Here is a 22462-nt window from a genome sequence, read left to right on the forward strand (position 1 = left end):
TACGTTGCAAGGAATGCAGCTTAAACGGATTCTTCCGTTCGCAGTACTAGCGGGATGCTTATGCTGGTCAAGCCAATTAAGTGGTTTGAAGTTCATTCCTATTTATGAAGCGCTAACGATCAAGGCGCAAAAAAATTCTCCTCCACATATTGCATTTGAAGAAGTCGTCGAATCAGAGCGCATCTCTGAAGAGTGGGTGCGACTGGCGAAAATCAAACCTGCAACATTGGCCGTTGAAAAAACCTCTTCCACGCCCCTTTTTGCTAAAAAAATTGAAGTGCCGGAAATGGTCTTAACAAAGAGGCCAGAGACCCTGATTACGTCATCACAACCTGAAGAGGTTAACGAGGGTGGTTGGGTTGAGCATTTACCAGTGGCTCAAGCCAAGCGCCTGCAAGAAGCTCAAAGACGCAGCGAAGTTTTAAACCAAGATTGGACTGTCCCTACTTGGAGTGACATGGCCCGCGAGGTTTTAGAAAAATCGGGAGCTTTGGCCACGAGTCCTTCTTCCTCGAATGTTTATGTGGCGGGAACTTCTTCTTCTGGTCAAATAAGCACCCGTCCTTCACAGGCATCAGTTTCTATTCCAGATAGAGCCCCTCAAGGTGACCTCGATGAGCATGCGGACGGATCCCAGTCCTTTGTTGAAGAAAAGAATCTTCGTCACTACATCCAAGGCCCACTTGAAATCACCGGCGGTCTTGCCGTTACAAATGAACACCATATCGAAATTCGCCGTAATGACGAGGGAGTCTTAAAAGAACTTGGTCGCGTGGATTTGCGCCAAGGTCTTTATAATATAGAAGTCGAAGATAAAAACGGGACGGTCGTTGCCCGCTTGGTAGATAAAGAAGGAAAAACTTTAGGTGAAGGTTCTTTCCGTCTAAATAGAGTTGCTGCAGCAAATGCGGGAACTCTTCAAGGACCAAAACTTAAGATCGAACCGCATCCGGATTTTGCGGGTATCGTGACGAGTGCCTACAACCCAAAACCTAACGATGTAGCTCCCGCGCAAACTCGCGCCACATTCGTAAAAGGGGCTAGTGAAGTTGCCGTAAAAAAAGATGACGGCTTGGTTGCGATGGATAATGTCACGAAAGGTTCGATGACGGTTATGCGTGCGGCAGCTCCGAAACATCTGCAAACCGCCGCAATCGTGATCTCTGGAAAAGAATTTAAATCTCAGCTTTATCCCGAATCTATGATCAGGGCGCTTCAAGATATCGTGGCTCAACAGCGCGCACAGTCTATTGATGGTTCTCCAACTGTTATTTGGGGTAAAGTGTCTCTGGATGGCAAAGCGCTGGCTGGAGCCGAAGTTGTGGTCGAATCCGATGAAGCTTTAATTCCGGTTTACTTCAATTCATTCATGATTCCCGATCCGCAGCTGAAATCCACAAGCGAAAATGGCCTATTTGCGTTCGTGAACGTGGACCCCGGTTTTCATTCCATCTTAGCGACGCGATCTTCAGCCATCTTAGGTTACCAAAACGTGGTTGTCGAAGAAGGTTCAGTTGCCCAGGGGGACGTTGAGTCTACCATTAACACTGAAGCGGTGCCTTTAAGAATTTATGATGCGTTTACCGGCGAAGCGCGCCCTGGTTTAGTCACGATGCAAAGCTTACAGGAAGATTTAGAGGTTTCGACAGGTTTAACAACCGTGACCTTACCGCATGTCAGTCGATTAGGATTGATGCGTGTTCAACCTGAGGGTGCCGACTACGTGTCTGCTCGTTACATTTACAATGACACCGATGAATTCATTCATGCTCCGCTAGTTCATTGGTCATGGCTGACTTCGATTAAGTCCTTCTTAAGACTTGATGATATGCCAAGCACAGGCTTTGTTGTCGGATTCGTTCCAGATGAAGACTTTGAAGTTTACCTGGCAGCGTATGATAACTTTGACCCAAGACAGATCGTCTACTTTGATATGCAGGGACGTATCCTGCAAAATCGCAAAGGCATCGCTGGCGGCGGATTCATTCTGTTTAATGTTCCCGAAGACACCCATGAAGTGGTGGTATTAGGAGCAAGAACACGCAAAATGTATTCGCGCGTTCTTCCTGTAGATGCAAACTCGCTTTCAGTTTTAACTTTCCGCTAATTGCCCGGCTTTAGCAAAATCTGCAACTCTTGATTTAAAGAAATTTCCACGATCTTCAAAAGACTTAAATTCGTCTAAACTTGTTCCACCCGGGCTCAATAAAACCGTGTCAGAACTTTTTGCTTTCTTAAAACAATATTCTAAAGCCTCCGCCAAGTGCGGATAAGAAGCTCCAGGTAAAAGAGATTTCTTTTGAGCGATCTCGCGGCATTCGCCGAAGAATACGAATTCGACGGACTGGAAATGTTTTAACGGCATCAAATCTTGCCAAGGAAGATTTTTATCTCGGCCACCTAAAAGCAAAAACAACTTTCCACCATTGCTTAAAGTATCGTGGGCTGCCGTGCTAGCAATTAAAACGCTGTCCATCGCGGTGGCTTTGCTGTCGTTAATAAAGCGGACACCCTTGAACGTTCCCACATTCTCAAGACGGTGAACAAGACCTTTAAAATTTTTCATTCCTTCAATTGCTTCGCGTGGCCAGCCGGCCTCAAGAGCCAATGCGGAAGCTAAAGCCAAATTGTCTTGGTTGTGTTGTCCAATAAGCTGAGCTTTTTCTAAATGAAGATCTTTGAAGGTGACATCATTTTTTGAAATGACTTTCACACTTTCATCGCGACCTTTTTTCTTTGAATATTCAACTAGGTCTCCACCTTCGCTATTTAAAAGCATTGCTTTCTTGGTGATGGAATGAATATTCCACTTTGTTTGATAGTAATGCTCAAGATTGTCGTACCGCTCAAGATGATTCGAGGTGAAATAGGTAATCGCCGATAGATCTAAAGAAAGATTTTCGCAGTTTTCTAATTGATAGCTGGATAGCTCTAATACAATCCAATCTGCGCGAGTTCTGTGTCCTTCGAGAACTTCGGCAGCATACTGGGAAAATGGAGTGCCCAGATTTCCACCGACAAATCCCGTTTTAGAAAAAGCCTCAAGACCGGCCCCTAATAAAGATACGGTCGTACTTTTTCCTACAGATCCTGTGACGCCCATCAATTTTTCGTTTTCTAGACAGGCGCAGGCCAAAGAAATTTCACTGGTAATTTTAATGCCCTCACTTTTGGCTTTCTGAATCCAGGCAGAGGTGAGTGGAACCCCCGGAGACACCACCAAAGTTTTCGGTGATGCTTGAGACATCAAAGCTTCGGGATCATTAAAATCCGCTGTCGGTAATTTTCCATCAAATGTGAGTACGGATTGAGCAGAAAATCCTAGATCTAAAAGCAGTCGGCGAGCCGCCTCACCACTTTTACCCATCCCGACAATAGCAATTGGAGTCTTGAGGTTCTTGATAAATTCGTTCATCTGCACGATCATATTCTTGGGAGGAAGATTTGCCCACTTCTTTTTCGCAACCAGTTCCTGATTTCAGATCCGCTTCATTCACTGCTATCATCAGTGACCTGCATCTTTGCGAGGCAGAGCCGGTTAACATTAAGTTTCCGTTATGGAAGAAGTTTAAAACTCGGCAATTCTTTTTCGATGATGTTTTTGAAAACTTTCTGAAGCACATTGAAGAAAAGGCCAATGGCCAGCCCATCGAGTTGATACTTAATGGCGACATCTTTGATTTTGACAGTGTTTTGCGATTGCCTGATGAGCCAACCTACAAAGTAGATTGGTTAGAACGTCATCGCGGCCTCTATCCTCGCGAAGAGCGTTCTCGTTATAAAATCGAAGTTATTTTAAAGGATCATGCTGAATTTGTCCGAGCACTGCGTGAGTTTGTTCTGCGTGGACATCGTGCTATTTTCGTTATTGGCAATCATGATCTTGAACTTCATTTTCCGGAAGTGCAGGAAGAAATTTACCGGCATTTAGCTTTGCCAGATCACAAACGCGATCAAGTGCGCTTTGTGGAATGGTTTTACATCAGCAATCAAGACACTTTGATTGAACATGGTAATCAGTACGATCCGTATTGCATGTGTGAGGACCCGATCAATCCCTTTGTTCGCGGTTATAATTATATTTCGTTGAAGCTGCCGTTCGGGAATTTGGCTTGTCGGTACATTTCTAACGGGATGGGTTTTTTTAATCCGCACGTCGACACGAATTACATCATGACTTTGCCAGAGTACATTCGCTTCTTTTTTAAGTACATGCTGCGTGCTCAGCCGGGTTTGATCATTACTTGGTTCTGGGGTTCGGTTGTGACCTTGCTTTACGCATTTTTCGACCGCCTGTCTGCACCGATCCGTAATCCATTAAAGATTGAAGATCGTGTGTCTCGAATTGCTGAAAAAGCGAACGCAGAGCCCCGCATGGTTCGGGAGCTGAAAGAACTTTTCGTTGCTCCCGCGGCGAGCCACCCGACGTTACTTGCGCGTGAACTGTGGTTGGACCGGGCTTTTATCGTTTTCCTCGCGTTCTTTTTAATATTCCAGCTAATGGTATTCGTTCGTTCGGTGTATGAAATTTCATTCTTCTGGGCTTTTATTCCGCTTTTCTTGTTGCTGCCATTCTTCCTTTTTTACAGCAAGTCGATCACGTCCCTCGTCTCGGGATACAAAGAGCCCGATGACCGAGTTCTTTCCATGGCCAGTGCAATTACTAAAGCGCAGCGCATCGTCTTTGGACATACTCATCATACACGCCATGAAATCATTGGGTCTGTTGAGCATTTGAACTCAGGCTGTTGGTCGCCCGCATTTTTGGACGTGGAGTGTACGAAACCTTTGGACCAAAAAACTTTCGTTTGGATTTCTCCGACCGAAGGGGGAAGTCGCCAAGCCGAGCTTCTGAAATTTGTGGATGGCAAATCAGAACTCATCGCGAACCCAGGTCGGACGGTTTCGGCAAATAATTAGTGCGCCGCAAGAAGATTTCATATTGTCAATTTCTGGACCCTATGCAAACCTTTTACAGGTAAACACACGGATGGAGAGAGGTTTAATCATGGCAGAAGTACTTGTTGTAACAAGCAAAGTAAAAAAACTTATCAAAGAAAAAGGTCAAATGAACACCTCTGCTGAGACTATTGATGTTCTTAGCAAAGCTATTGAGCAACTTTGCTTAAAAGGTATCGAAAGTGCTAAAGCTGATGGTCGTAAGACTGTTATGGCACGCGATATCGTGATCGATCACCTTTAATTTGGTGCTGATTTAGTTATTGCAAAGAACCCGTGGTGAAAGCCACGGGTTTTTCCGTTTAAAGAGTTGTCTTATTCTGAGACATCTCAAGACAAGTCGTTAATTCGCCGATAAACAAATATTGAAACTTTGATGGACAAAGGATGCGGCGATGAAAATGACAGCGATGCTTTTTTCATTACTTATTGCGCTGACTTCAAGCGCGTTTGCGCAAGGCAAATTCTATAAGTCTACGGACAAGATCACCCTGTCGTATGAAGAGTTCCGCGCACTTACTGATGAAAATCAAAAAGCTTGGCTTAAAGAGATTCAAGCCTTCTATGCTAAAGTGGACGCTGTCGAAGCCGGCGAAAGAATTAATCCAAAACGTAAGTACAGCCTCTTGCCCGAGTTCTTGTTTCAGGCACTTTCTAACTCCACTTCATTTTGTGCCACATCTTCTATTCTAATTGGGAATCCCGCCGAGGCAGCCAATGAACGCTGTCAGGTGCAAAGAAGTGTGAAAGCAGGGGCTTCGTTAGTTTGTATGCGTTGCCCGGGCGATCGCCTTAGCGGTGTCTACGTATGTACAAGCGCAAATGACGATGCTTCCACGATCTCAAAAAATCTGCTTAAGGAACTTGATAAAAAAGATTACGAGGGATCAAAGGTTCAAATTAGCGCCGACTCTTTATCAAAACATGTTGAAGTGACTCTCGATGAAGGCTCATCCCCCTTTGAGGCTCCTATTCTTCGCAAGAATACAGTCGTAAAAAGAATTGTCACACCGTCTTCGTCTGAAGAAGTGGTGATTGATTTAGGCCCGGAAGCACAAATCAAAAAGGCCTCTAAAGCCGGTCCAATGACAGTGGTAGAAAGACGCGACGAAAGCGGCGCCGTCTTGGATCGCGTGGGCAATAATCCTCACGTGGCGGACTATCATCTTAGAGCGCTAGAAGATGTCGGAAACTCGAAAGGGAACGACAATCTTGATGTCGAAGAGGTCAGCAAAACCGAACGTCTGGCTTGCGTTTATGCGGGTTGGGCCGTAGAAGGCCCGCAATGCTCTCCTATCAGTGAAAAAGAAATCCGTGACGCTTCTGGAAAGTCAGTCACTTACTCTTGTAAAGCAGATCAAGACGGTTCAGCGGTTTATGGAGACAATGAAGACGGAAAGTCCGTTGTCCTATGTAATCCCGTGCTTTTTGGATTGAAAGATGAAAAGCCTATTTGTATTCGTCGCTCTAAAAATGCGACGGAAGAGTGTGTAAAGGCGTCTAATAAAGCAAGCGAAACGCTGGCATTTGCCAAATCCAATCCTACAGAATATCGCGCGCTGGTTCGTCGCGTAGACGTTCTTTGCCAGCAAGATGAAAATGTTTTGCGCAAACACTTTGAAAAGCGCGGTCGCAGTAAATCACAAGTCGACCATGCGATTAAAGACTTAAGTTCTACCTGCGTGCATCTGCGTGGTCGTATGGCAGAACTCGTTGACGCTAATAAAGCAACGGCACCGCGCGCAGGCCAGCGCTAACTAAAGCATCTTTTGAAGCTCGTCCCAGGAAATGATTTTAACTCCCAGGCTTTGCGCTTTTTCAACCTTTGAGCCTGGATCATCACCGACGACAAGATAGTTCAATTTTGATGAGACAGATCCTAGAATCTTCCCGCCATTTTTTTCAATAATGTCTTTTGCGTCGTCGCGCTTAATAGGTAGAGTTCCCGTAATTAAAAAACTCATCCCGGAAAGCGCGCCCTCTTGCGAGCGAACCGGATTTGCAATCGTCACGCCGAGTTTTAGCATGTCGTGAACTTCGTTCACGAGTTTTTTGTTGGCGGTCCAATCACCGATAGCTTTTGCCACCTTCGGCCCGATTTCAGGAACTTGCAGAAGTTCTTCTTCAGTCGCTTTCAAAAAGTTTTCTATATTCACGAAGTGGTCGGCAAGATGCTTTGCGGTTTGTTCGCCTACGAAGCGAATACCCAGTGCAAAAATAAATCGCGCCAAAGTGGGGTTCTTACTGTTTTCAATGCTTTTAATAATATTCTCAGCGGATTTATCACCTTGTCGTTCCAAAGAAAGAACATCTTCTTTTGTCAGCCGGTAAAAGTCGGAAAACTTCGCTAAAAGCTTATGATCCACCATGGTTTCAATCAGCCGATCACCGACTTTATCAATGTTCATTGCGCGACGAGCGACGAAATGTTTCAAAGATTCTTTAACCACGGCGATGCAAAGTGGATTCACGCAACGAGTGACCACTTCACCTTCTGTTTTGACAGTCTCGGATCCACAGGCCGGGCATTCAGAAGGAATCAGGAAGGGTTTGCTCGTCTTAGGACGTTTTTCTGCTACAACAGAGACGACTTCGGGAATCACATCACCTGCGCGCTGAATGATCACCGTATCGCCGATGCGCACATCCTTACGATTGATTTCATCTTGATTGTGCAAGGTTGAATTTGTAACCGTTACTCCACCCACTTTGACGGGTTTCATGATCGCAACCGGGGTTAAGGCCCCCGTTCTTCCAACTTGGACTATAATATCTTCAATAACCGTTTGTGCTTGCTCGGGTTTGAACTTGGCCGCTGTGGCCCAACGCGGACTTCGAGCTACTAAACCCAAGTCGTCTTGCAGACGAAGAGAGTTCACTTTAATAACAACACCATCAATATCGAACGGCAACTGCGGACGAATCTTTTCAACATGGTGATAGTACTCAACAACCTCTTCGGGTCCTTTACATACTCGCACCAGATCTAATCCTTCTTTATTTTGTAATGAAGGAACTCCGACTTCGTGAAAATATTCTTCGATCTCTAATTGGGTTTTAAATTCTACGCCGTCGACGGCGCCTAGTGCATAAGCATAAAAACGCAAAGGCCGAGACGCCGTGATTTTTGAATCTAATTGCCGTACCGAGCCCGCCGCCGCATTACGGGGATTTGCAAAAGTTTGCTGCCCATTTTCTTGCTGAGTCTCGTTCAGTTTTGCGAAGTCTTGTTTAAACATTAAAACTTCGCCACGGACCTCTAAAAGCGCTGGCGGATTTTTCGTACTCAGCTTAAGAGGAACGCTGCGAATGGTACGGACACCTTGAGTGACATCCTCGCCGACCGTCCCATCGCCACGAGTGAGGGCGCGAATGAACTGCCCATTCTCATAGATAAGCTCCATCGAAAGACCGTCAAACTTCGGTTCGACGAGATATTCGACATGCTTATCGGTGTTAAGAAATTTCTTAACGCGCTCATCGAAGTCGAAGATGTCTTCGGGGGAATAACTATTAGCCAATGAAAGCATAGGAAGCCGATGCGGAGCTTTTTCAAAAGCGCTCAAAGGAGTTCCACCGACACGTTGAGATGGCGAATCCGAAAGGTCTAAGTTCTTTTCGCTTTTTTCTAAGGCCAAAAGCTCGCTATACAACTGGTCGTACTCGTAGTCCGAGATTTTGGGGCTATCCATCACGTGATAAAGATAGTCGTGGTGCGAGATGATTTTCTTGAGCTCTTCGTGGCGCTTTTTAGACATGGAAATGAATTTATCACTCTGGGGGAAAAGGTCTAGTCTAAAAAAGGAAGAACGCGCATTTGATGACTGAACTTTGTTTTTTGAATACCCTTAAATCTTACATCCCCGCGAAGGAGACTCTCGGTGATCGACAAAAAAACTATTGAACACATCGCAAAGCTTGCTCGCTTACAAGTCAGTGAAGAAGAAGCCCAAGAGTACAGCACCCAACTAGCGAAAGCTCTGGGTCATTTCGAGCAGATTTCAAAAATAAACACGGCTGGAATCGAGCCTTTGGTAACGCCAACGGAAATTGAATCTTTTTGGCGTGAGGATGTGGTTAAGCAGGAATTTACCGCTGAAGAAATGACGGCCAATGCTCCCGCAAAAGCAGGGAACCTCTTTAAAGTCCCGCCGGTGGTGTAAGATGGATTTAACTTTTGCTTCAATCACAGACATCGCCGAAGCCGTTCAATCTAAGAAAGTCAGCGCTAAAGAGGTGACAGAACATTTCGCGAAACGAATTGATTCCTTAGATGAAAAATTAAATTCTTTCACCACTAGGAATGATCAAGCTCTGAAAGACGCTGAAGCTTTGGATGCCCGAATTGCCAAGGGGGAACATGTCGGTCCCCTGGCCGGTGTTCCCTTTGGAATCAAAGAAATGTTCTGCACAAAAGGCCTTAAGACGACGGCGGGATCTAAAATTTTAGAAAATTTTATTCCACCCTATGATGCCACTGTCGTGGCTCGCCTTAAAGCCGCTGGCATTGTCGTGATGGGAAAATTAAATCAAGATGAATTCGCCATGGGCTCATCGAATGAAACCTCTTTTCACGGTCCGACAAAAAATCCTTGGAAGCTTGACTGTGTGCCGGGAGGTTCATCCGGGGGATCTGCGGCGGCGCAGGCGGCGCGTTTGGTTGCAGGCACATTAGGAACTGATACCGGTGGATCTATTCGTCAACCCGCAAGCTTCTGTGGCATCGTGGGAGTCAAACCCACCTACGGACGCGTCAGTCGTTACGGTATTATTGCTTACGCTTCTTCGCTCGATCAAGCGGGCCCGATGGTGAGCTCGGTAAAAGATGCGGCATTAACGATGGAAGTTATTTCCGGTTTTGATAGTTTTGATTCTACCACGACACAAAGATCTGTTCCCGCTTGGAGTAAAAATTTAAAGGCCGATATGAAAGGCATGAAGATTGGCCTGATGAAAGAATATATGACCGGCGGCCTGCACGCGGATGTGCAAAAAACCGTGGAAAACGCGGTGGACTCATTAAAGAAAATGGGAGCAGAAATAGTTGAAGTCTCTGTGCCTATGTCTGAATTCGCAGTTCCCGTTTATTACTTGATTGCGGCCAGCGAAGCTTCGTCAAATCTTGCTCGCTATGATGGCGTGAAATATGGTCACCGTGCCGAATTTAAAAACCTTTCCGCTGTTGAATTAGAAACTTTTTATGGAAAAACTCGCGGCGAAGGTTTTGGTAAAGAAGTCAAACGTCGTATTATGCTTGGTACTTACTGTCTTTCAAGTGGTTACTATGATGCTTATTACAACAAAGCAGGTCAGGTTCGTCGTTTAATAATGAACGAATACTTAGAAGCTTTCAAAAAGTGCGATGTCATTCTAAGTCCGGTTACTACCGCGCCCGCCTTCAAAATTGGTGAACGCATTTCTGATCCTTTAACCATGTATTTGAATGATATCTTTACCACATCGACAAACCTTGCGGGACTGCCAGGGATGAGTGTTCCCTTCGGACTATCGCAAGAAAATCTTCCGATCGGTATTCAGCTAACCGCTAGTCATTTTGAAGAACAGAAAATGTTGGACGTTGCTTTTGCACTGGAAGGCGCTTCTCCGGTGAAAGGAAAAAATCCCCATGTCATATAGAGGATATGAAGCCGTCATCGGTATCGAAATTCACGTTCAGTTAAGCACGCAGTCTAAAATTTTTAGTGCAGATTCAACAAGCTTCGAGGCGGGAGACAATGAAAACACTTCGCCGATCAGCGTGGGTATGCCGGGGTCTTTACCCGTCGTAAATAAAAAAGCCGTGGAATATTCAATCAAAACGGGTTTGGCTTTGGGTTGTGATATCCGTCGTAAATCCGTTTTTGCGCGTAAGAATTATTTTTACCCTGATCTGCCGAAGGGCTATCAGATTTCCCAATATGATCAACCACTGTGTGAAAATGGATCTGTGACGTTCAAAGTGGATGGCGTGGAAAAAACAGTGTCTATCACCAGAGCTCATATGGAAGAGGATGCTGGAAAGTCCAACCATCACGGTGACTACACGCTCATCAACTACAATCGTGCTGGCATTCCTTTGCTTGAAGTTGTTTCTGGTCCCGACATCCGCAGTCCCGCGGAAGCCGCGGAATATGCGCGCACAATCCGTCAGATTGTTCGATATCTCGATGTCTGTGATGGAAATTTAGAAGAAGGATCTTTGCGTTGTGACTGTAACGTTTCCGTCCGCAAGAAGGGTGATCCCAATTTTGGAACGAAAGTGGAAATTAAAAATATCAATTCCTTCCGTTTCGTAGAAAAGGCGATCGAGTTCGAAATCGAAAGACAGATTGATGCTGTAGAGCGTGGAGACAAGATCATTCAGGAAACACGCCTGTGGGATCCAGATAAAAATCGGACGTTTTCTATGCGCACGAAGGAAGATGCGCAAGACTATCGTTATTTCCCGGACCCAGATCTGCTTCCGTTGACGGTCAGCGATGCAATGATTGAGCAGTATCGCAGAGAACTCCCCGAGCTTCCTATTGCGCGCGCCAAACGTTTCCAAGAAGAGCATGCGTTGCCAGAGTACGACGCGACCGTTCTGACCACCGAAAAAGATTTGGCTGATTTTTACGAAGAGACTGCCAAGGAAGCCAATAACTTTAAAGCCTCTTCGAACTGGGTGATGACTGAAATTTTGCGCGAGCTGAAAGAAGCCAATAAAAGCATCAAGGATTCCCCGATTCGGCCCAAACAATTAGGTCAGATGATTGCCATGATTGATAAAGGGGCCATTTCAGGAAAAATCGCTAAGACTGTTTTTCAAGAAATGTGGCAAACCGGAAAAGAGCCGGCAGTGATAGTTAAAGAAAAGGGTCTGGTGCAGATTTCGGATCCAAGCGCTATCGAAAAAATCGTCGAAGAAGTATTAGCCGCCAACGGTAAAAACGTGGAAGAATATAGGTCTGGTAAAAAAGCTGTCTTTGGATTCTTTGTTGGCGCCGTTATGAAAGCTTCTAAGGGTCAGGCTAATCCAGAGCTTGTGAATAAGATTCTGCAGGAGAAATTAAAGTAAATGAAAGTCGCAGCCCTTGATCTTGGAACGAATACCTTTCTTTGTTTAATTGCTGAAGGCACAAAAGATGGAATCGTCAAAGTGCATAAAGACCTGGCAACAACAGTTCGCCTAGGTCAAGGTGTCGATAAGACTGGCGAGTTTCATCCCGATGCTCTTCAGCGGGCGAAAACATGTCTTACAGAATTTAAAAAAGAAATTGATTTGCATAACGTGGACCGCATTCTGGCCATGGCGACTTCGGCAGCACGGGATGCAAAAAATGGAAAAGAGCTTTTTAAAATCGGCGAAGAGCTGGGAATCCCTATTGAGATTATTCCCGGTGAAGATGAAGCCCGTATCACTTACCAAGGTGCTACGGCAGGAATGAATGACACTCAAAAGACATCTTTGATTGTCGATGTGGGCGGCGGCTCTACAGAGCTTATCTCGGGACGAGGGAGCAAAATTCTTTTTGGAGAAAGCCTTAACATTGGCGGCGTACGTTTGACTGAAAAATTCATCACGAGCCAACCTGTTTCGGCTACAGAGCAAAAAGCTCTTGAAGAATACATTCAGACGCAAATTAAAACAGTATTACCGGAACTGCAAAAAGAAAAAATTGATCAGATTATAGCGGTAGCAGGAACACCCACTTCTCTTGTCGCAATCGAGGTCGGTGGATATGACGAAAAGAAAGTCGACGGCTTTTTTTTGGGGAAAGACCGCTTAGCCTATTGGGTGCATGAGTTTGGCGCAACGACTGTGGAAGAAAAGAAAGAAAAATATCAATTGGGTGGCCGCGCCGACATTATTTTTGCAGGTGCCTCGATTTTACTTGCCGTGATAGAGGCATTGAAGCTTCCCGGAATGATTGTTTCCACTAAAGGAGTTCGATATGGCGTCGCTCTTGAAATGCTTAAAAATTAGAACGCTCTTTATTCTTTTAACTATATATATGCCGGTATCGCTATTTGCAGCGACACCGTTCAAGACAAGATCTATTAAAGTCGGAACTAAAACCTTGGTCGTGGAAGTAGCAGAGACTGCTGACCAACATGAACGTGGATTGATGTTTCGAGAAAAATTGGGTGAAAACGAGGGCATGCTTTTTATTTTTAAAAACGTAGAGACTCGTTTTTTCTGGATGAAAAATACGTTGATTGATCTTTCCATTGGATACTTTGATGGAAGCGGGACCTTGGTCGATGTTCAGGAAATGAAGTCTGGTAAAGGAATTCCGGATGCACAACTTCCTTCTTACCCAAGCGCAAAACCGGCGAAGTATGCTTTGGAGATGCAAAAAGGTTGGTTTGAAAAGAACAAAATCAAAATTGGCGCTAAATTACAGCTGCTTAAACCATAGTCTAGTGACCGTATTAGTGTTTGCCTCACTCCGGTCTTGGGCATAAATTGTTAATAAGGCTTTATTGAAACAGTATGTTTCATAGCATCACTCAAGGATGAACACATGATGAAGAAACTCGTTATCTTATTAGCGTGCTTAGGTCTGGCTTCTCAGGTCACAAGCTGTACGTCTAAAGACAACCAAGCTGATACAGAAGTCACTGCCGATTATGATTCTGCGGATCTAGAGAAACTAGAAGGCGACGAAGCCCTTGAAATCGCAGGTGACGATTCTTTAGCTAGCGATCAACTTCCTGAAGACGCGTTGGGTGAAACAGCGGCTGCTGAAACAACAACAACGACCGAAACTACAACAACTACTACTGAAACGACGCTGGGCGAAGATCAAGCGACAACAGAACAAACAGATGTTGCGACTTCTTCAGAAACTTTGCCGGCTGATCCATTTGCTGAAACTACAACGATGGATGCTCCTCCCGCAGCCTCAACAACTATCGTAGACACAGCTCCTCCAGCGACAACAGAAGACAACACAACCATGGTTGAAAGTTCCACAAGAACAGAGACTTCAACAACGGTTGTAGAATCTTCTTCTGAAGAAGCTCCGAAAAAAGCCAACGTTCCTTTGCAAAAAGTGGCGACAGCTCCTTGGCAGGTTGGAAAAACTTGGTACAACACAGTTTATTTCGCAAGACCTGGTGATTCTTTAGCAAGCATCAGCCAAATGATTTATGGAGCTGATAAAACAAAAGAATTGAAAAAGGGAAATCCTACTTTCAACTCGCGCGATGTTCGTGCGGGCGATAAAGTTTACTACAACTCTCCAAACCGTCCTGACGATTCTTCTAAAATCGTGACTTACTATGAAGATAACGGCATGGCTCCAGAAGTTTATGTGGCTAAAGCTGGGGATAACATCCGTAGTGTTTCAAAAGATCTTCTTGGTTATGACAATGCTTGGAAAGAAGTATGGTCAAGTAACTCTGTAGACTCTAAAGGTGCGATTGCTGAAGGTACGGAACTTCGTTACTGGAGAGGCGGCCAAATGGCGCAAGCTCCATCCGCTCCTCAACAGCAACAACAAGCTCCTGCACAACATCAAGAAGTTGCAGGATCTATGCAGCAACCGCCGCAAGATTTCCCACCACCTCCACCTCAAGGTGATATGGCTCCGCCTCCACAGGATTTTGCTCAAGGAGAAATTCCTCCTCCGCCAATGCCTGACCAACAGATGGAAATGGCTCCGCCACCTCCACCACCACAGGATTTTGCAGAGCAAGCGCCACCACCACCGCCTCCTCCAATGGAAGCTGTCAACCCACCGGCTCCTCAACAAGCAGCTGCTGATGAAGCTCCAACTGGAATGGATAACGACACAACAGTCGCTTTGGGTGTTGTTGGTTTGGCAGCAGCCGGTCTAGCAATCTTGATCGTGCTTAGAAAGAAAAGAAAACAAAAAGAGCTTGAACAACAAGCTATGGACAACACTCACGTTGGTACGTAGGCCGGCAGGCCGCAGAGCGGAGGGCCTGAGGGCCCGAAGCTGAAGCAGCACTAACCTAAAATAAAAAAGAGCGAGTTCAAAACTCGCTCTTCTTAATTTTAAAAGCCAAAATTTAAATACCTAGCTGCCCCAACACAGCTGGTATTCTACGATTAGCCCACCTTTTTAAAGATCGTGTCCATCACGGAACGACGATCTTCGCGACTGTTCTCGACGAAATAAATTAAATCGTCGACGATCTGCACGTCGCGGTTATTTACAGGCATGAATTTCACTCCACAACCTGCAGAGTTTGTCCAGATCACGTGAGCCGCAACTTTGCGCTCGCGACCTGCGACGACAAACACCAGATGTAACTTCTCGTTGGCGCGGACCTCGCCACCCATAAACTCCAAAAAGGCTCCTGTGATGCTGATATTCTTAAGCGTGCCTTTGGTTTCTTCGCGCGCGTAATTGCGTTTGAAAGAGACCTCAAGATTTAGAGGGGTTCTTGGTGCCGGAACATTAACTGTGTCCTCCACGTTAGACTCCTTGTGCTTAACTAATTGGATACTATCCTTTCGGTATTACTTACGAAAAATTAATAGGGGGTCTGGCTGATTTTTATTAAAACCGCGCAAATGTTCGTGAAACCCGACCCTATCGGATCAAAGTTAAACACTTGAAAATACTTTCTTTTTTTACAACTTAATCTGTGCTTTAATAAGCTAACTTTAATTCGCAAAGGGACCCGATTGCCTGTTAAGTCTGGTTCAAACCCTGACTTAATCTCACTTTAAAACGCTTTAAATTTGATTTGAAAGCCCTTCCTGTCGTTTGGTTTTGAGTTGACAAGATCTGGACCCTTGGCGAAAGTTAGCTCAAGCACAACAGTTTAGTTCCAATCGGATCAAACTTCTTATCTTAAGATCCTCGTTTTCTTTTTTAATCCTACAAGGAGAATTTGTTTGTCTGACCCTAAAGATTCACAAGGCGTTGAAGTCGTTAAAAAGCGCACACGCACCAAACCTGTGGAAGAAACTCCGGCAGAGTCTGCTCCGGAAGCTGTAGCGGCCCCTGCGCCGGCACCTTCTGAACCACCTGCAGCAACTCCAGCCCCTGAAGCCACTGCTTCCTCAGCTCCCGCAGAAACCCCTTCTCAAGCTCCAAGACAAGAACGTCACCAAAACCAACAACGTCGCGAATTCAGACCTAATAGAGACAACCGTGATAATCGCGATCGTGACAATCGTGGGGACCGCAACGACCGCGGAGGCCATCGCCATGACAGAAACAACGGACCACGCCGAGATTTCCGTGGCGACAGAAACCGTGATGAAGGTCAGCCTGTAGGCGATGATTCACACGCATCAACTCCACCAGCCCAAACTCAAGAAGTTGATTTGGCGGATATCCAGCTTACTGATGAAGAAAAATCATGGCTTTCATCGAAAGACTTGAAATCCAAAAACATCACTCAATTAACTGAGCTTGCGACAAAATTGAAAATTGAAAATGCTGCCGGTCTTCGCCGTCAGGATATGATTTTTGAAATTTTGAAGCGCGCCGCGAAGTTGGGTCAGGACATTTATGGTTCTGGCGTTCTTGAAATCTTGCCTGACGGTTACGGTTTCTTGCGTTCTCCAGATTACAACTATCTTCCAGGTCCGGATGATATCTACGTCAGCCCATCACAAATTCGCCGCTTCGGTTTAAGAACGGGTGATACTGTGACGGGTACTGTTCGCCCTCCTAAAGAGGGTGAGCGTTACTTCGCTCTTCTTAAAGTTGATTCTTTGAACTTTGAGACGACTGAAAAGGGTAAAGATAAAATCCTTTTCGACAACTTAACCCCGCTTTATCCAAATGAAAGACTGAAACTTGAGCACAGCCCTGGCGAGTACACGACACGCGTTGTGGACTTGATGGCTCCGCTTGGAAAAGGTCAGCGTGCTTTGATCGTGGCACCTCCAAGAACTGGTAAAACAGTTTTGATGCAACAAATTGCTAATGCTATCACGCACAATCACCCCGAAGTGAAGTTGATCGTTCTTTTGATCGATGAACGTCCGGAAGAGGTGACTGACATGCAACGTACTGTAAAAGGTGAAGTTGTATCGTCAACATTCGACGAACCACCAACTCGCCACGTTCAAGTTGCAGAAATGGTTATCGAAAAAGCAAAACGTTTGGTTGAACACAAGCACGACGTTGTTATCTTGCTTGATTCCATCACTCGTCTTGCGCGCGCTTACAACACGGTTGTTCCTCCTTCAGGAAAAATCTTGTCGGGTGGTGTGGATTCCAATGCCCTTCACAAACCAAAACGTTTCTTCGGTGCCGCTCGTAACATTGAAGAAGGTGGATCTTTGACTATCATCGCAACAGCGTTGATCGACACGGGTTCTCGTATGGACGAGGTTATCTTCGAAGAATTTAAAGGTACTGGTAATGCCGAGATCCACTTGGATCGTAAGCTTATGGAAAAACGTATCTTCCCATGCATGGACATCAACAAATCAGGCACTCGTAAAGAGGACTTGCTAGTTGATAGAGGCGACTTGAACCGTCTATGGGTTCTTCGTAAAGTTCTTGCTCCGATGAACGTTGTCGACGCGATGGAATTCTTGATCGACAAAGTTCAAGGTACAAAAACGAACACAGATTTCCTTAAAGCGATGTCGGGCCCAGGCTAGATAGAAATTGGAAATTTGAATATTGAAAAGGGAGTCAAAAGACTCCCTTTTTTTATTTGTTAAAGCTACCGTCGGCTTTGAATGACATGATCAATCCGTCTTCGCCTAAGTTGGTCGTGTATAAAAAACTTCCGTCGTTCTTCATTAACAAAGTTCCGTAATTACTTAATTCAAAATAAGGATGAGACACGACGTTGTTTGAATTTCCGAAACCAGTGTCCCTTGTTCCATCCGCATTCAGTCGCAAGAATACCAACTCAGAAAGCCAAGTTTCTTTTTTCAGTCTTCCTACGATAAGAATTTTTCCATCGGAGGTCAGGTTGATTTTGTTAGCCAGAAAAGCATCGTAACCTGCGGGCAAATTGTCGATTAAAGTGACGCCCGCTGTCCCAAAAGACGAATCAAGGTTTCCCGCCTCATCGAAACGGAACGCAGCATACTGTGTTGGTCCAAAAGCATCTGTTTCAGCTAAGACCACCAGGCGGTTGTTTTCATCGACGAGGTTCGCCTTGGCATTATAGCTTTTACCGGCAACGGGATTGAACTTCAAAATACCACTATTCCCGAAACTTGAGTTGGGTACTCCCGCAAGGTCCAATTTGATGGCGGCGATTGCCAAGTCGCCAGAGACGTCGGCATTCAACGAAACATAGATAAAATCTTCTGTTACATGCAGTCCCTTAACATAACTTAGATTGTCGGCCATATTGCTGAGCCAATATCCATCTCCTCCACCGAAAGAAAGATCTAAACTTCCTGAGGGAAGAAACTTTGCGATAACAACATGCACATCCGAAGCTATTGTCAGTTCGCCGGCAATATAAAAGCTGCCATCGGCGAGTAGCTTCAGCTGATCAAAATAGAGTTCAGAAAGAGCATCGAGTTTCAATTCGCCATTAACACCAAAACTCGTATCAACGCTTCCCGATGTTAGATATCTTTGAAGAACAGGATAACTTGTGAAACCGTCATTGCTGTGAAAGTGCACCAGCAACTTTCCATCGGGGCCCTGATATAGATTGAGGATGTCCGTGATTTCATTGTCTGTTGTAAGTTCTGCCACACCACTAACACCAAAGGATGAATCTAAAGAGCCATCGGGATTGTGTCGGACTATTTTGTAAGTGGTATCGTCGTCGTTTCGAACCGAAAGAAGAGAAATGATTTTTCCGTCAGAAGAAAGCTGAGTAGAAAAAATGTATTCTTGAATATTAGAAAAATATGTTCTTAATGTACCTGAACTGCCGTAACTCCCATCAAATCCCGCTGTCACAGTCGACTTCACATTGAAAGAAACCCAGATGCTATTTATGTCCGTTCCCCCACCAATAATAATGACACTGTCATCTGGTAGAAGATATGAGCTGACAATGCCGTCAGAAACGGTGAGGTCGACCGATTGAAGCTTGTAACCAGAGACATGAAATCCTGAATCAATCGAACCGTCAGAATTAAGGCGTGCGCGAAAAACATCGCCAGACATCGTACCTATGAGGTCAATCTTCCCATTAGAGAGAATGTGTATGCGGTGACCTTTGACCACCGCCCCCGTAGTTAAAGGCGCATAACCATCCCCTGAAAATGAAGTGTCCGGCGTTCCGTCGCTATTGAAGCGATAGAGAAAAGGAACATCACTGACGTATTCATCAAAAATTCCTGCCATGATAATTTTGCCGTTGTTATCTATTTCAACATCATAAGCGGTGGATAAAATTCCTGGTGTTTGGAAAGTGATGGCTCCGTCACCTCCCCCAAAGCTTGTGTCTAAAACGCCGTCGGAAGAAATTTTTGCAACGCAGGCTGAGAACTCTCCGCCGGTCCATTGATAGCCGGCCAAGTAGAGTGAGCCGTTGCGCTGTTTTATTCGTAGGGGCGAATTGCCGGCAGTGGCGTAGCTTAGGATCAACTTTCCGGTGCCATTATTAAAACTCGAATCATAAGTGCCGTCGAGATTGATACGTTGGAAAACGTACTCAGAATTAATTGTTCCCGCGATAACAATACGGCCATCGGATTGAATCACGGTGCTTTTAATTTGTTTATCATCAGAGTTATCAATAAAGACTGTTCCGTTATTGCCAAAATCCAGATCGGGCAAACCCGATTCCGTGAACTGGTGCAAAGTATTCTGGGAATTACTTTCTTTCGCCGTGATCACGACGATTTTTCCGTCAGGTTTTAAATTCACAAAAATCTGGGTGCTTTCAGGAATGTCGAAGGTGGTAACTCCGTTTTTCTCACCAAAACTAGAGTCGATTGTGCCGTCAGCCTGATAACGGACTATAAAAGCCACGGAGGGAGAAAAGCCTACTGCCACGATTTTTCCATCTGTGGTTCTTGCGGTGTCGGCGATTTGTCCGTCGGCGTGATCGGTGTTTATAAAATCTTCGCGATATTTAACCCAACCGAATTTATGAAAGCTTGCAGGATCTAAAATTTCTGTCGATGGAGATGTCGTCGTCTTCAATGAGAGCTGGCGAAGATTCGCCTCGATGGTGCACCCCAAATTAAGGAGTAACCCTAATGTAATTCCGAAATGTACAAAAAAGCTTCGCATGACAAACTTATCGGTACGTCAGAACTCGCTCCTGACATACCTTACAGAGCTGTCATGAAAAAATCCCAATTTGAGCTGATAACAGCAATACTTCTGTTCCCTTTTAAATTGGAGGGAGCGTTTAAGGCATCCTCTTTTTCAAAGAGTCTGTTTCACAACCACCATACAGTTGTTCACTGATCACGCCCTCGAAAGGATAAATGAAATCACTCATTCCATCCGAACCTTCTTTATTCAGATACAAATCGAGATATTGCGTCAGTCCTTCGACTTCGAAACGGATGACTCCGCCCAGTTTGTATTTCACGATCGCATTAAGCTCCGCACCGCCATTATCAGGAGAAGTGATCTTAACTTTATTCGTGTCGCTGTTATAGCTGACCGATAGAAAAGGTTCCGTGAATGTGCAGTAAATGCTTTCGGCTTGAGCTGATGTGACTGAAAGCATAAGGGCTGCGCTTAAAATAACCGACTTCATAAGTCCTCCGTTATGCGCCTATGTTTAAAAGCGTCGCGCTAACTAAGCAACTTTCACCTTGTTAATGTAGAGAATATTGAGTCTGTGTAGAGGGAGTAGAGCCGGCCTCGGAATGGACCCTTTGGCCTCCTTTTGTTTATTGAAAGGTCCGGAAATTTGCGGAAGATTCAGACTAAAACGGAAGAATCTAAGAAAAACGGCATATCATAAAGCATTGATATGATTGGTTAATTTTGGTTAATTCTGCGGGTGTTGATCCATGAATCCCTGCCGAAAAAAGCAGCGATTAGTACTCGACACTAGGGACCCACTGTGTTAAACCAATCAATCTTACAGACCCATAGGTTAAATTATTTAGAAGGAATCAGGTCATGAAACAAAACCTACATCCAAAAGTAAATACAGTTGTATTTAAAGATATCTCTTGCGACTTCTCGTTCTTGGGAACATCTACTCTTCACTCTAACGAAACAGTTAAATGGGAAGACGGCAAAGAATATCCATTGATCAAAGTTGAGATCTCTTCTGCATCTCACCCATTCTTCACTGGAAAACAACGTGTGATGGATACTGAAGGTCGTATCGATCGTTTCAAAAAACGTTACGGCAAGAAATAAATTACGGCCCTCCGTTCGGAGGACGTTCTTGTATGAAATGCGGTTCACTCTTCGAACCGCATTTTATTTTTCGGTTCTGGCAATTTAAAAAATCATCCTGATGTACCAATAGATCTAGAGGCGGTTCGCATGTTCTCGAAGTTGAATGAGGTGGAATCTCGTTATGAAGAAGTCAATATGGCTCTTCAAAGACCCGATATTGCTTCCAATCAAACTCAATATCGCGCACTGATGAAAGAACTTGGCAATCTAGAGAAGATTGTACTGGTTTACCGAGACTTCAAAAAGAAAACAGAAAACTTAAAGGCCAGCAAAGAACTTTTGACTGCGGAACAAGACGCCGAAATGCGCGAGATGATCCGTGAAGAAGTGAAAGAGCTTGAAGCCGCTTTGCCAGAACTTGAGCACCAGCTAAAAATCCTTCTGATCCCGAAAGATCCTAACGATGATAAGAATATCATTCTAGAGATCCGCGCGGGTGCCGGTGGTGACGAGGCCGCTCTTTTTGCTGACGAACTTTTCCGTGGTTATGCTCACTATGCTTCTACTCAAGGCTGGAAAGTCGAAATGCTTTCTTATTCTGAAGGAAACGCCGGGGGAGCTAAAGAGATCATCGCTTCTATCACGGGCGAGTCTGTTTTCAGTAAGTTGAAATACGAATCCGGCGTTCACCGCGTTCAGCGTGTTCCTAAGACAGAAGCAGCCGGTCGTATTCATACCTCGACAGTCACGGTGGCGGTCATCCCTGAAGTGGAAGTGAACGAAATCAAGATTCCAATGACAGACGTGCGTATTGAGACCATGCGTTCTCAAGGTGCCGGCGGTCAGTCAGTCAATAGAACTGAGTCTGCAGTTCGTATCGTGCATCTTCCAACGGGCATCGATGTAAAGTGCCAAGAGGGTAAATCACAGTCTTCCAACCGTGAACGCGCCTTCCAGATCCTTTACGCGAAACTTCAACAAATCGAAGACGAAAAGGCTCGTAAAGAGGCTTCTGACACTCGTTTGGAGCAAATTGGGACAGGCGACCGTTCAGAGCGTATTCGCACTTACAACTTCCCGCAAACGCGCATCACCGATCATCGTATCGGCCTAACCATCCACCAATTGGACCAGGTTATGAATGGTTCTTTCGAGTATCTGATTGATCCATTGGTAGCGAACTTCCAAGCAGAAGCCCTCAAAAAACAAACCTCCGCTCAATAGGCGATTGAAAAAGGCCCATCGACTTCGTTGTCGGGCCTTTTGTTCCGCTCCTCCGCCTTGCG

At 45.1% G+C, this 22462-nt stretch carries 18 protein-coding genes; 13 read left to right on the forward strand and 5 right to left on the reverse strand.

Annotated elements, in window-relative coordinates; genetic code table 11:
• Positions 1–13 precede the first annotated feature (13 nt).
• Positions 14–2107 carry a hypothetical protein gene (locus ACLWBD_RS00235; protein WP_413569156.1) on the forward strand — a complete coding sequence of 698 codons (2094 nt, stop codon included), beginning with the start codon at positions 14–16 and terminating at the stop codon, positions 2105–2107.
• Here the strand turns inward: ACLWBD_RS00235 and murD are convergent.
• Positions 2093–3415 carry a UDP-N-acetylmuramoyl-L-alanine--D-glutamate ligase gene (gene murD, locus ACLWBD_RS00240; RefSeq protein ID WP_253696543.1) on the reverse strand — a complete coding sequence of 441 codons (1323 nt, stop codon included), beginning with the start codon at positions 3413–3415 and terminating at the stop codon, positions 2093–2095. The genes ACLWBD_RS00235 and murD overlap by 15 nt on opposite strands.
• 29 nt (positions 3416–3444) lie before the next feature.
• Between murD and ACLWBD_RS00245 the strand changes: the two genes are divergently transcribed.
• The 3 genes from ACLWBD_RS00245 (at position 3445) to ACLWBD_RS00255 (ending at position 6716) form a co-directional block, all read left to right on the forward strand.
• Positions 3445–4920 (forward strand): metallophosphoesterase, encoded by a 1476-nt coding sequence (locus ACLWBD_RS00245; protein ID WP_413569157.1) that lies wholly within the window; start codon positions 3445–3447, stop codon positions 4918–4920.
• An 88-nt stretch (positions 4921–5008) separates the two neighbouring features.
• Positions 5009–5203, forward strand: coding sequence for a histone-like protein (locus ACLWBD_RS00250; protein WP_041872690.1), 195 nt, complete (start codon positions 5009–5011; stop codon positions 5201–5203).
• A gap of 151 nt (positions 5204–5354) precedes the next feature.
• A complete protein-coding gene (locus ACLWBD_RS00255; protein ID WP_063205845.1) occupies positions 5355–6716 on the forward strand; it encodes a hypothetical protein in 1362 nt (453 codons plus the stop codon).
• On the opposite strand, the gene ligA is transcribed toward ACLWBD_RS00255, so the two are convergent.
• Positions 6717–8717: an NAD-dependent DNA ligase LigA gene (ligA, locus tag ACLWBD_RS00260; protein ID WP_063205847.1), complete on the reverse strand. Its 2001-nt coding sequence runs from the start codon at positions 8715–8717 to the stop codon at positions 6717–6719.
• 123 nt (positions 8718–8840) lie between these two features.
• Between ligA and gatC the strand changes: the two genes are divergently transcribed.
• The 6 genes from gatC (at position 8841) to ACLWBD_RS00290 (ending at position 14867) form a co-directional block, all read left to right on the forward strand.
• Positions 8841–9122, forward strand: a complete 282-nt coding sequence (gatC, locus tag ACLWBD_RS00265; RefSeq protein WP_063205849.1) for an Asp-tRNA(Asn)/Glu-tRNA(Gln) amidotransferase subunit GatC — start codon at positions 8841–8843, stop codon at positions 9120–9122.
• A gap of 1 nt (position 9123) precedes the next feature.
• A complete protein-coding gene (gene gatA, locus ACLWBD_RS00270) occupies positions 9124–10596 on the forward strand; it encodes an Asp-tRNA(Asn)/Glu-tRNA(Gln) amidotransferase subunit GatA (RefSeq protein WP_063205850.1) in 1473 nt (490 codons plus the stop codon).
• Positions 10586–12016 (forward strand): Asp-tRNA(Asn)/Glu-tRNA(Gln) amidotransferase subunit GatB, encoded by a 1431-nt coding sequence (gene gatB / locus ACLWBD_RS00275; protein ID WP_063205852.1) that lies wholly within the window; start codon positions 10586–10588, stop codon positions 12014–12016. Before gatA ends, gatB begins: the two co-directional genes overlap by 11 nt.
• Positions 12017–12925, forward strand: a complete 909-nt coding sequence (locus tag ACLWBD_RS00280) for a Ppx/GppA family phosphatase (protein ID WP_413569158.1) — start codon at positions 12017–12019, stop codon at positions 12923–12925.
• A 28-nt stretch (positions 12926–12953) separates the two neighbouring features.
• The gene (locus ACLWBD_RS00285) at positions 12954–13361 is read left to right on the forward strand and encodes a DUF192 domain-containing protein (RefSeq protein WP_413569159.1); all 408 of its coding nucleotides are present in this window, start codon (positions 12954–12956) and stop codon (positions 13359–13361) included.
• A 105-nt stretch (positions 13362–13466) separates the two neighbouring features.
• Positions 13467–14867: a hypothetical protein gene (locus tag ACLWBD_RS00290; RefSeq protein ID WP_413569160.1), complete on the forward strand. Its 1401-nt coding sequence runs from the start codon at positions 13467–13469 to the stop codon at positions 14865–14867.
• A gap of 152 nt (positions 14868–15019) precedes the next feature.
• Here ACLWBD_RS00290 and ACLWBD_RS00295 read toward each other — a convergent pair whose 3' ends face one another.
• Positions 15020–15388 (reverse strand): PilZ domain-containing protein, encoded by a 369-nt coding sequence (locus tag ACLWBD_RS00295; protein ID WP_063205860.1) that lies wholly within the window; start codon positions 15386–15388, stop codon positions 15020–15022.
• 426 nt (positions 15389–15814) lie between these two features.
• Here ACLWBD_RS00295 and rho point away from each other — a divergent pair, with 426 nt between their 5' ends.
• Positions 15815–17542: a transcription termination factor Rho gene (gene rho / locus ACLWBD_RS00300; protein WP_155724063.1), complete on the forward strand. Its 1728-nt coding sequence runs from the start codon at positions 15815–15817 to the stop codon at positions 17540–17542.
• A gap of 52 nt (positions 17543–17594) precedes the next feature.
• Here the strand turns inward: rho and ACLWBD_RS00305 are convergent, their stop codons facing one another.
• Together ACLWBD_RS00305 and ACLWBD_RS00310 are read right to left on the reverse strand one after the other, a co-directional pair.
• Positions 17595–20048, reverse strand: a complete 2454-nt coding sequence (locus ACLWBD_RS00305) for a hypothetical protein (RefSeq protein WP_413569161.1) — start codon at positions 20046–20048, stop codon at positions 17595–17597.
• 172 nt (positions 20049–20220) lie between these two features.
• Positions 20221–20577, reverse strand: coding sequence for a hypothetical protein (locus ACLWBD_RS00310; protein ID WP_413569162.1), 357 nt, complete (start codon positions 20575–20577; stop codon positions 20221–20223).
• Positions 20578–20948: 371 nt separating this feature from the next.
• On the opposite strand from ACLWBD_RS00310, the gene ACLWBD_RS00315 reads away from it, so the two are divergent.
• On the forward strand, positions 20949–21194 hold the full coding sequence (locus tag ACLWBD_RS00315; protein ID WP_063205867.1) for a type B 50S ribosomal protein L31: 246 nt from the start codon (positions 20949–20951) through the stop codon (positions 21192–21194).
• A gap of 129 nt (positions 21195–21323) precedes the next feature.
• A complete protein-coding gene (prfA, locus tag ACLWBD_RS00320; protein WP_063205868.1) occupies positions 21324–22400 on the forward strand; it encodes a peptide chain release factor 1 in 1077 nt (358 codons plus the stop codon).
• Positions 22401–22462: the final 62 nt, after the last annotated feature.

Origin of the sequence: Bdellovibrio sp. HCB117 (assembly GCF_047305915.1) — a bacterium.
GTDB lineage: Bacteria > Bdellovibrionota > Bdellovibrionia > Bdellovibrionales > Bdellovibrionaceae > Bdellovibrio > Bdellovibrio bacteriovorus_B.

Coding starts and splice junctions, on each gene's coding strand:
- ACLWBD_RS00250 (WP_041872690.1), top strand. CDS start 5,009: ATGGCAGAAGTACTTGTTGTAACAAGCAAAGTAAAAAAACTTATCAAA.
- ligA (WP_063205847.1), bottom strand. CDS start 8,717: ATGTCTAAAAAGCGCCACGAAGAGCTCAAGAAAATCATCTCGCACCAC.
- ACLWBD_RS00285 (WP_413569159.1), top strand. CDS start 12,954: ATGCCGGTATCGCTATTTGCAGCGACACCGTTCAAGACAAGATCTATT.
- ACLWBD_RS00310 (WP_413569162.1), bottom strand. CDS start 20,577: ATGAAGTCGGTTATTTTAAGCGCAGCCCTTATGCTTTCAGTCACATCA.
- murD (WP_253696543.1), bottom strand. CDS start 3,415: ATGAACGAATTTATCAAGAACCTCAAGACTCCAATTGCTATTGTCGGG.
- gatB (WP_063205852.1), top strand. CDS start 10,586: ATGTCATATAGAGGATATGAAGCCGTCATCGGTATCGAAATTCACGTT.
- ACLWBD_RS00315 (WP_063205867.1), top strand. CDS start 20,949: ATGAAACAAAACCTACATCCAAAAGTAAATACAGTTGTATTTAAAGAT.
- prfA (WP_063205868.1), top strand. CDS start 21,324: ATGTTCTCGAAGTTGAATGAGGTGGAATCTCGTTATGAAGAAGTCAAT.
- gatA (WP_063205850.1), top strand. CDS start 9,124: ATGGATTTAACTTTTGCTTCAATCACAGACATCGCCGAAGCCGTTCAA.
- ACLWBD_RS00235 (WP_413569156.1), top strand. CDS start 14: ATGCAGCTTAAACGGATTCTTCCGTTCGCAGTACTAGCGGGATGCTTA.
- ACLWBD_RS00255 (WP_063205845.1), top strand. CDS start 5,355: ATGAAAATGACAGCGATGCTTTTTTCATTACTTATTGCGCTGACTTCA.
- ACLWBD_RS00280 (WP_413569158.1), top strand. CDS start 12,017: ATGAAAGTCGCAGCCCTTGATCTTGGAACGAATACCTTTCTTTGTTTA.
- ACLWBD_RS00290 (WP_413569160.1), top strand. CDS start 13,467: ATGATGAAGAAACTCGTTATCTTATTAGCGTGCTTAGGTCTGGCTTCT.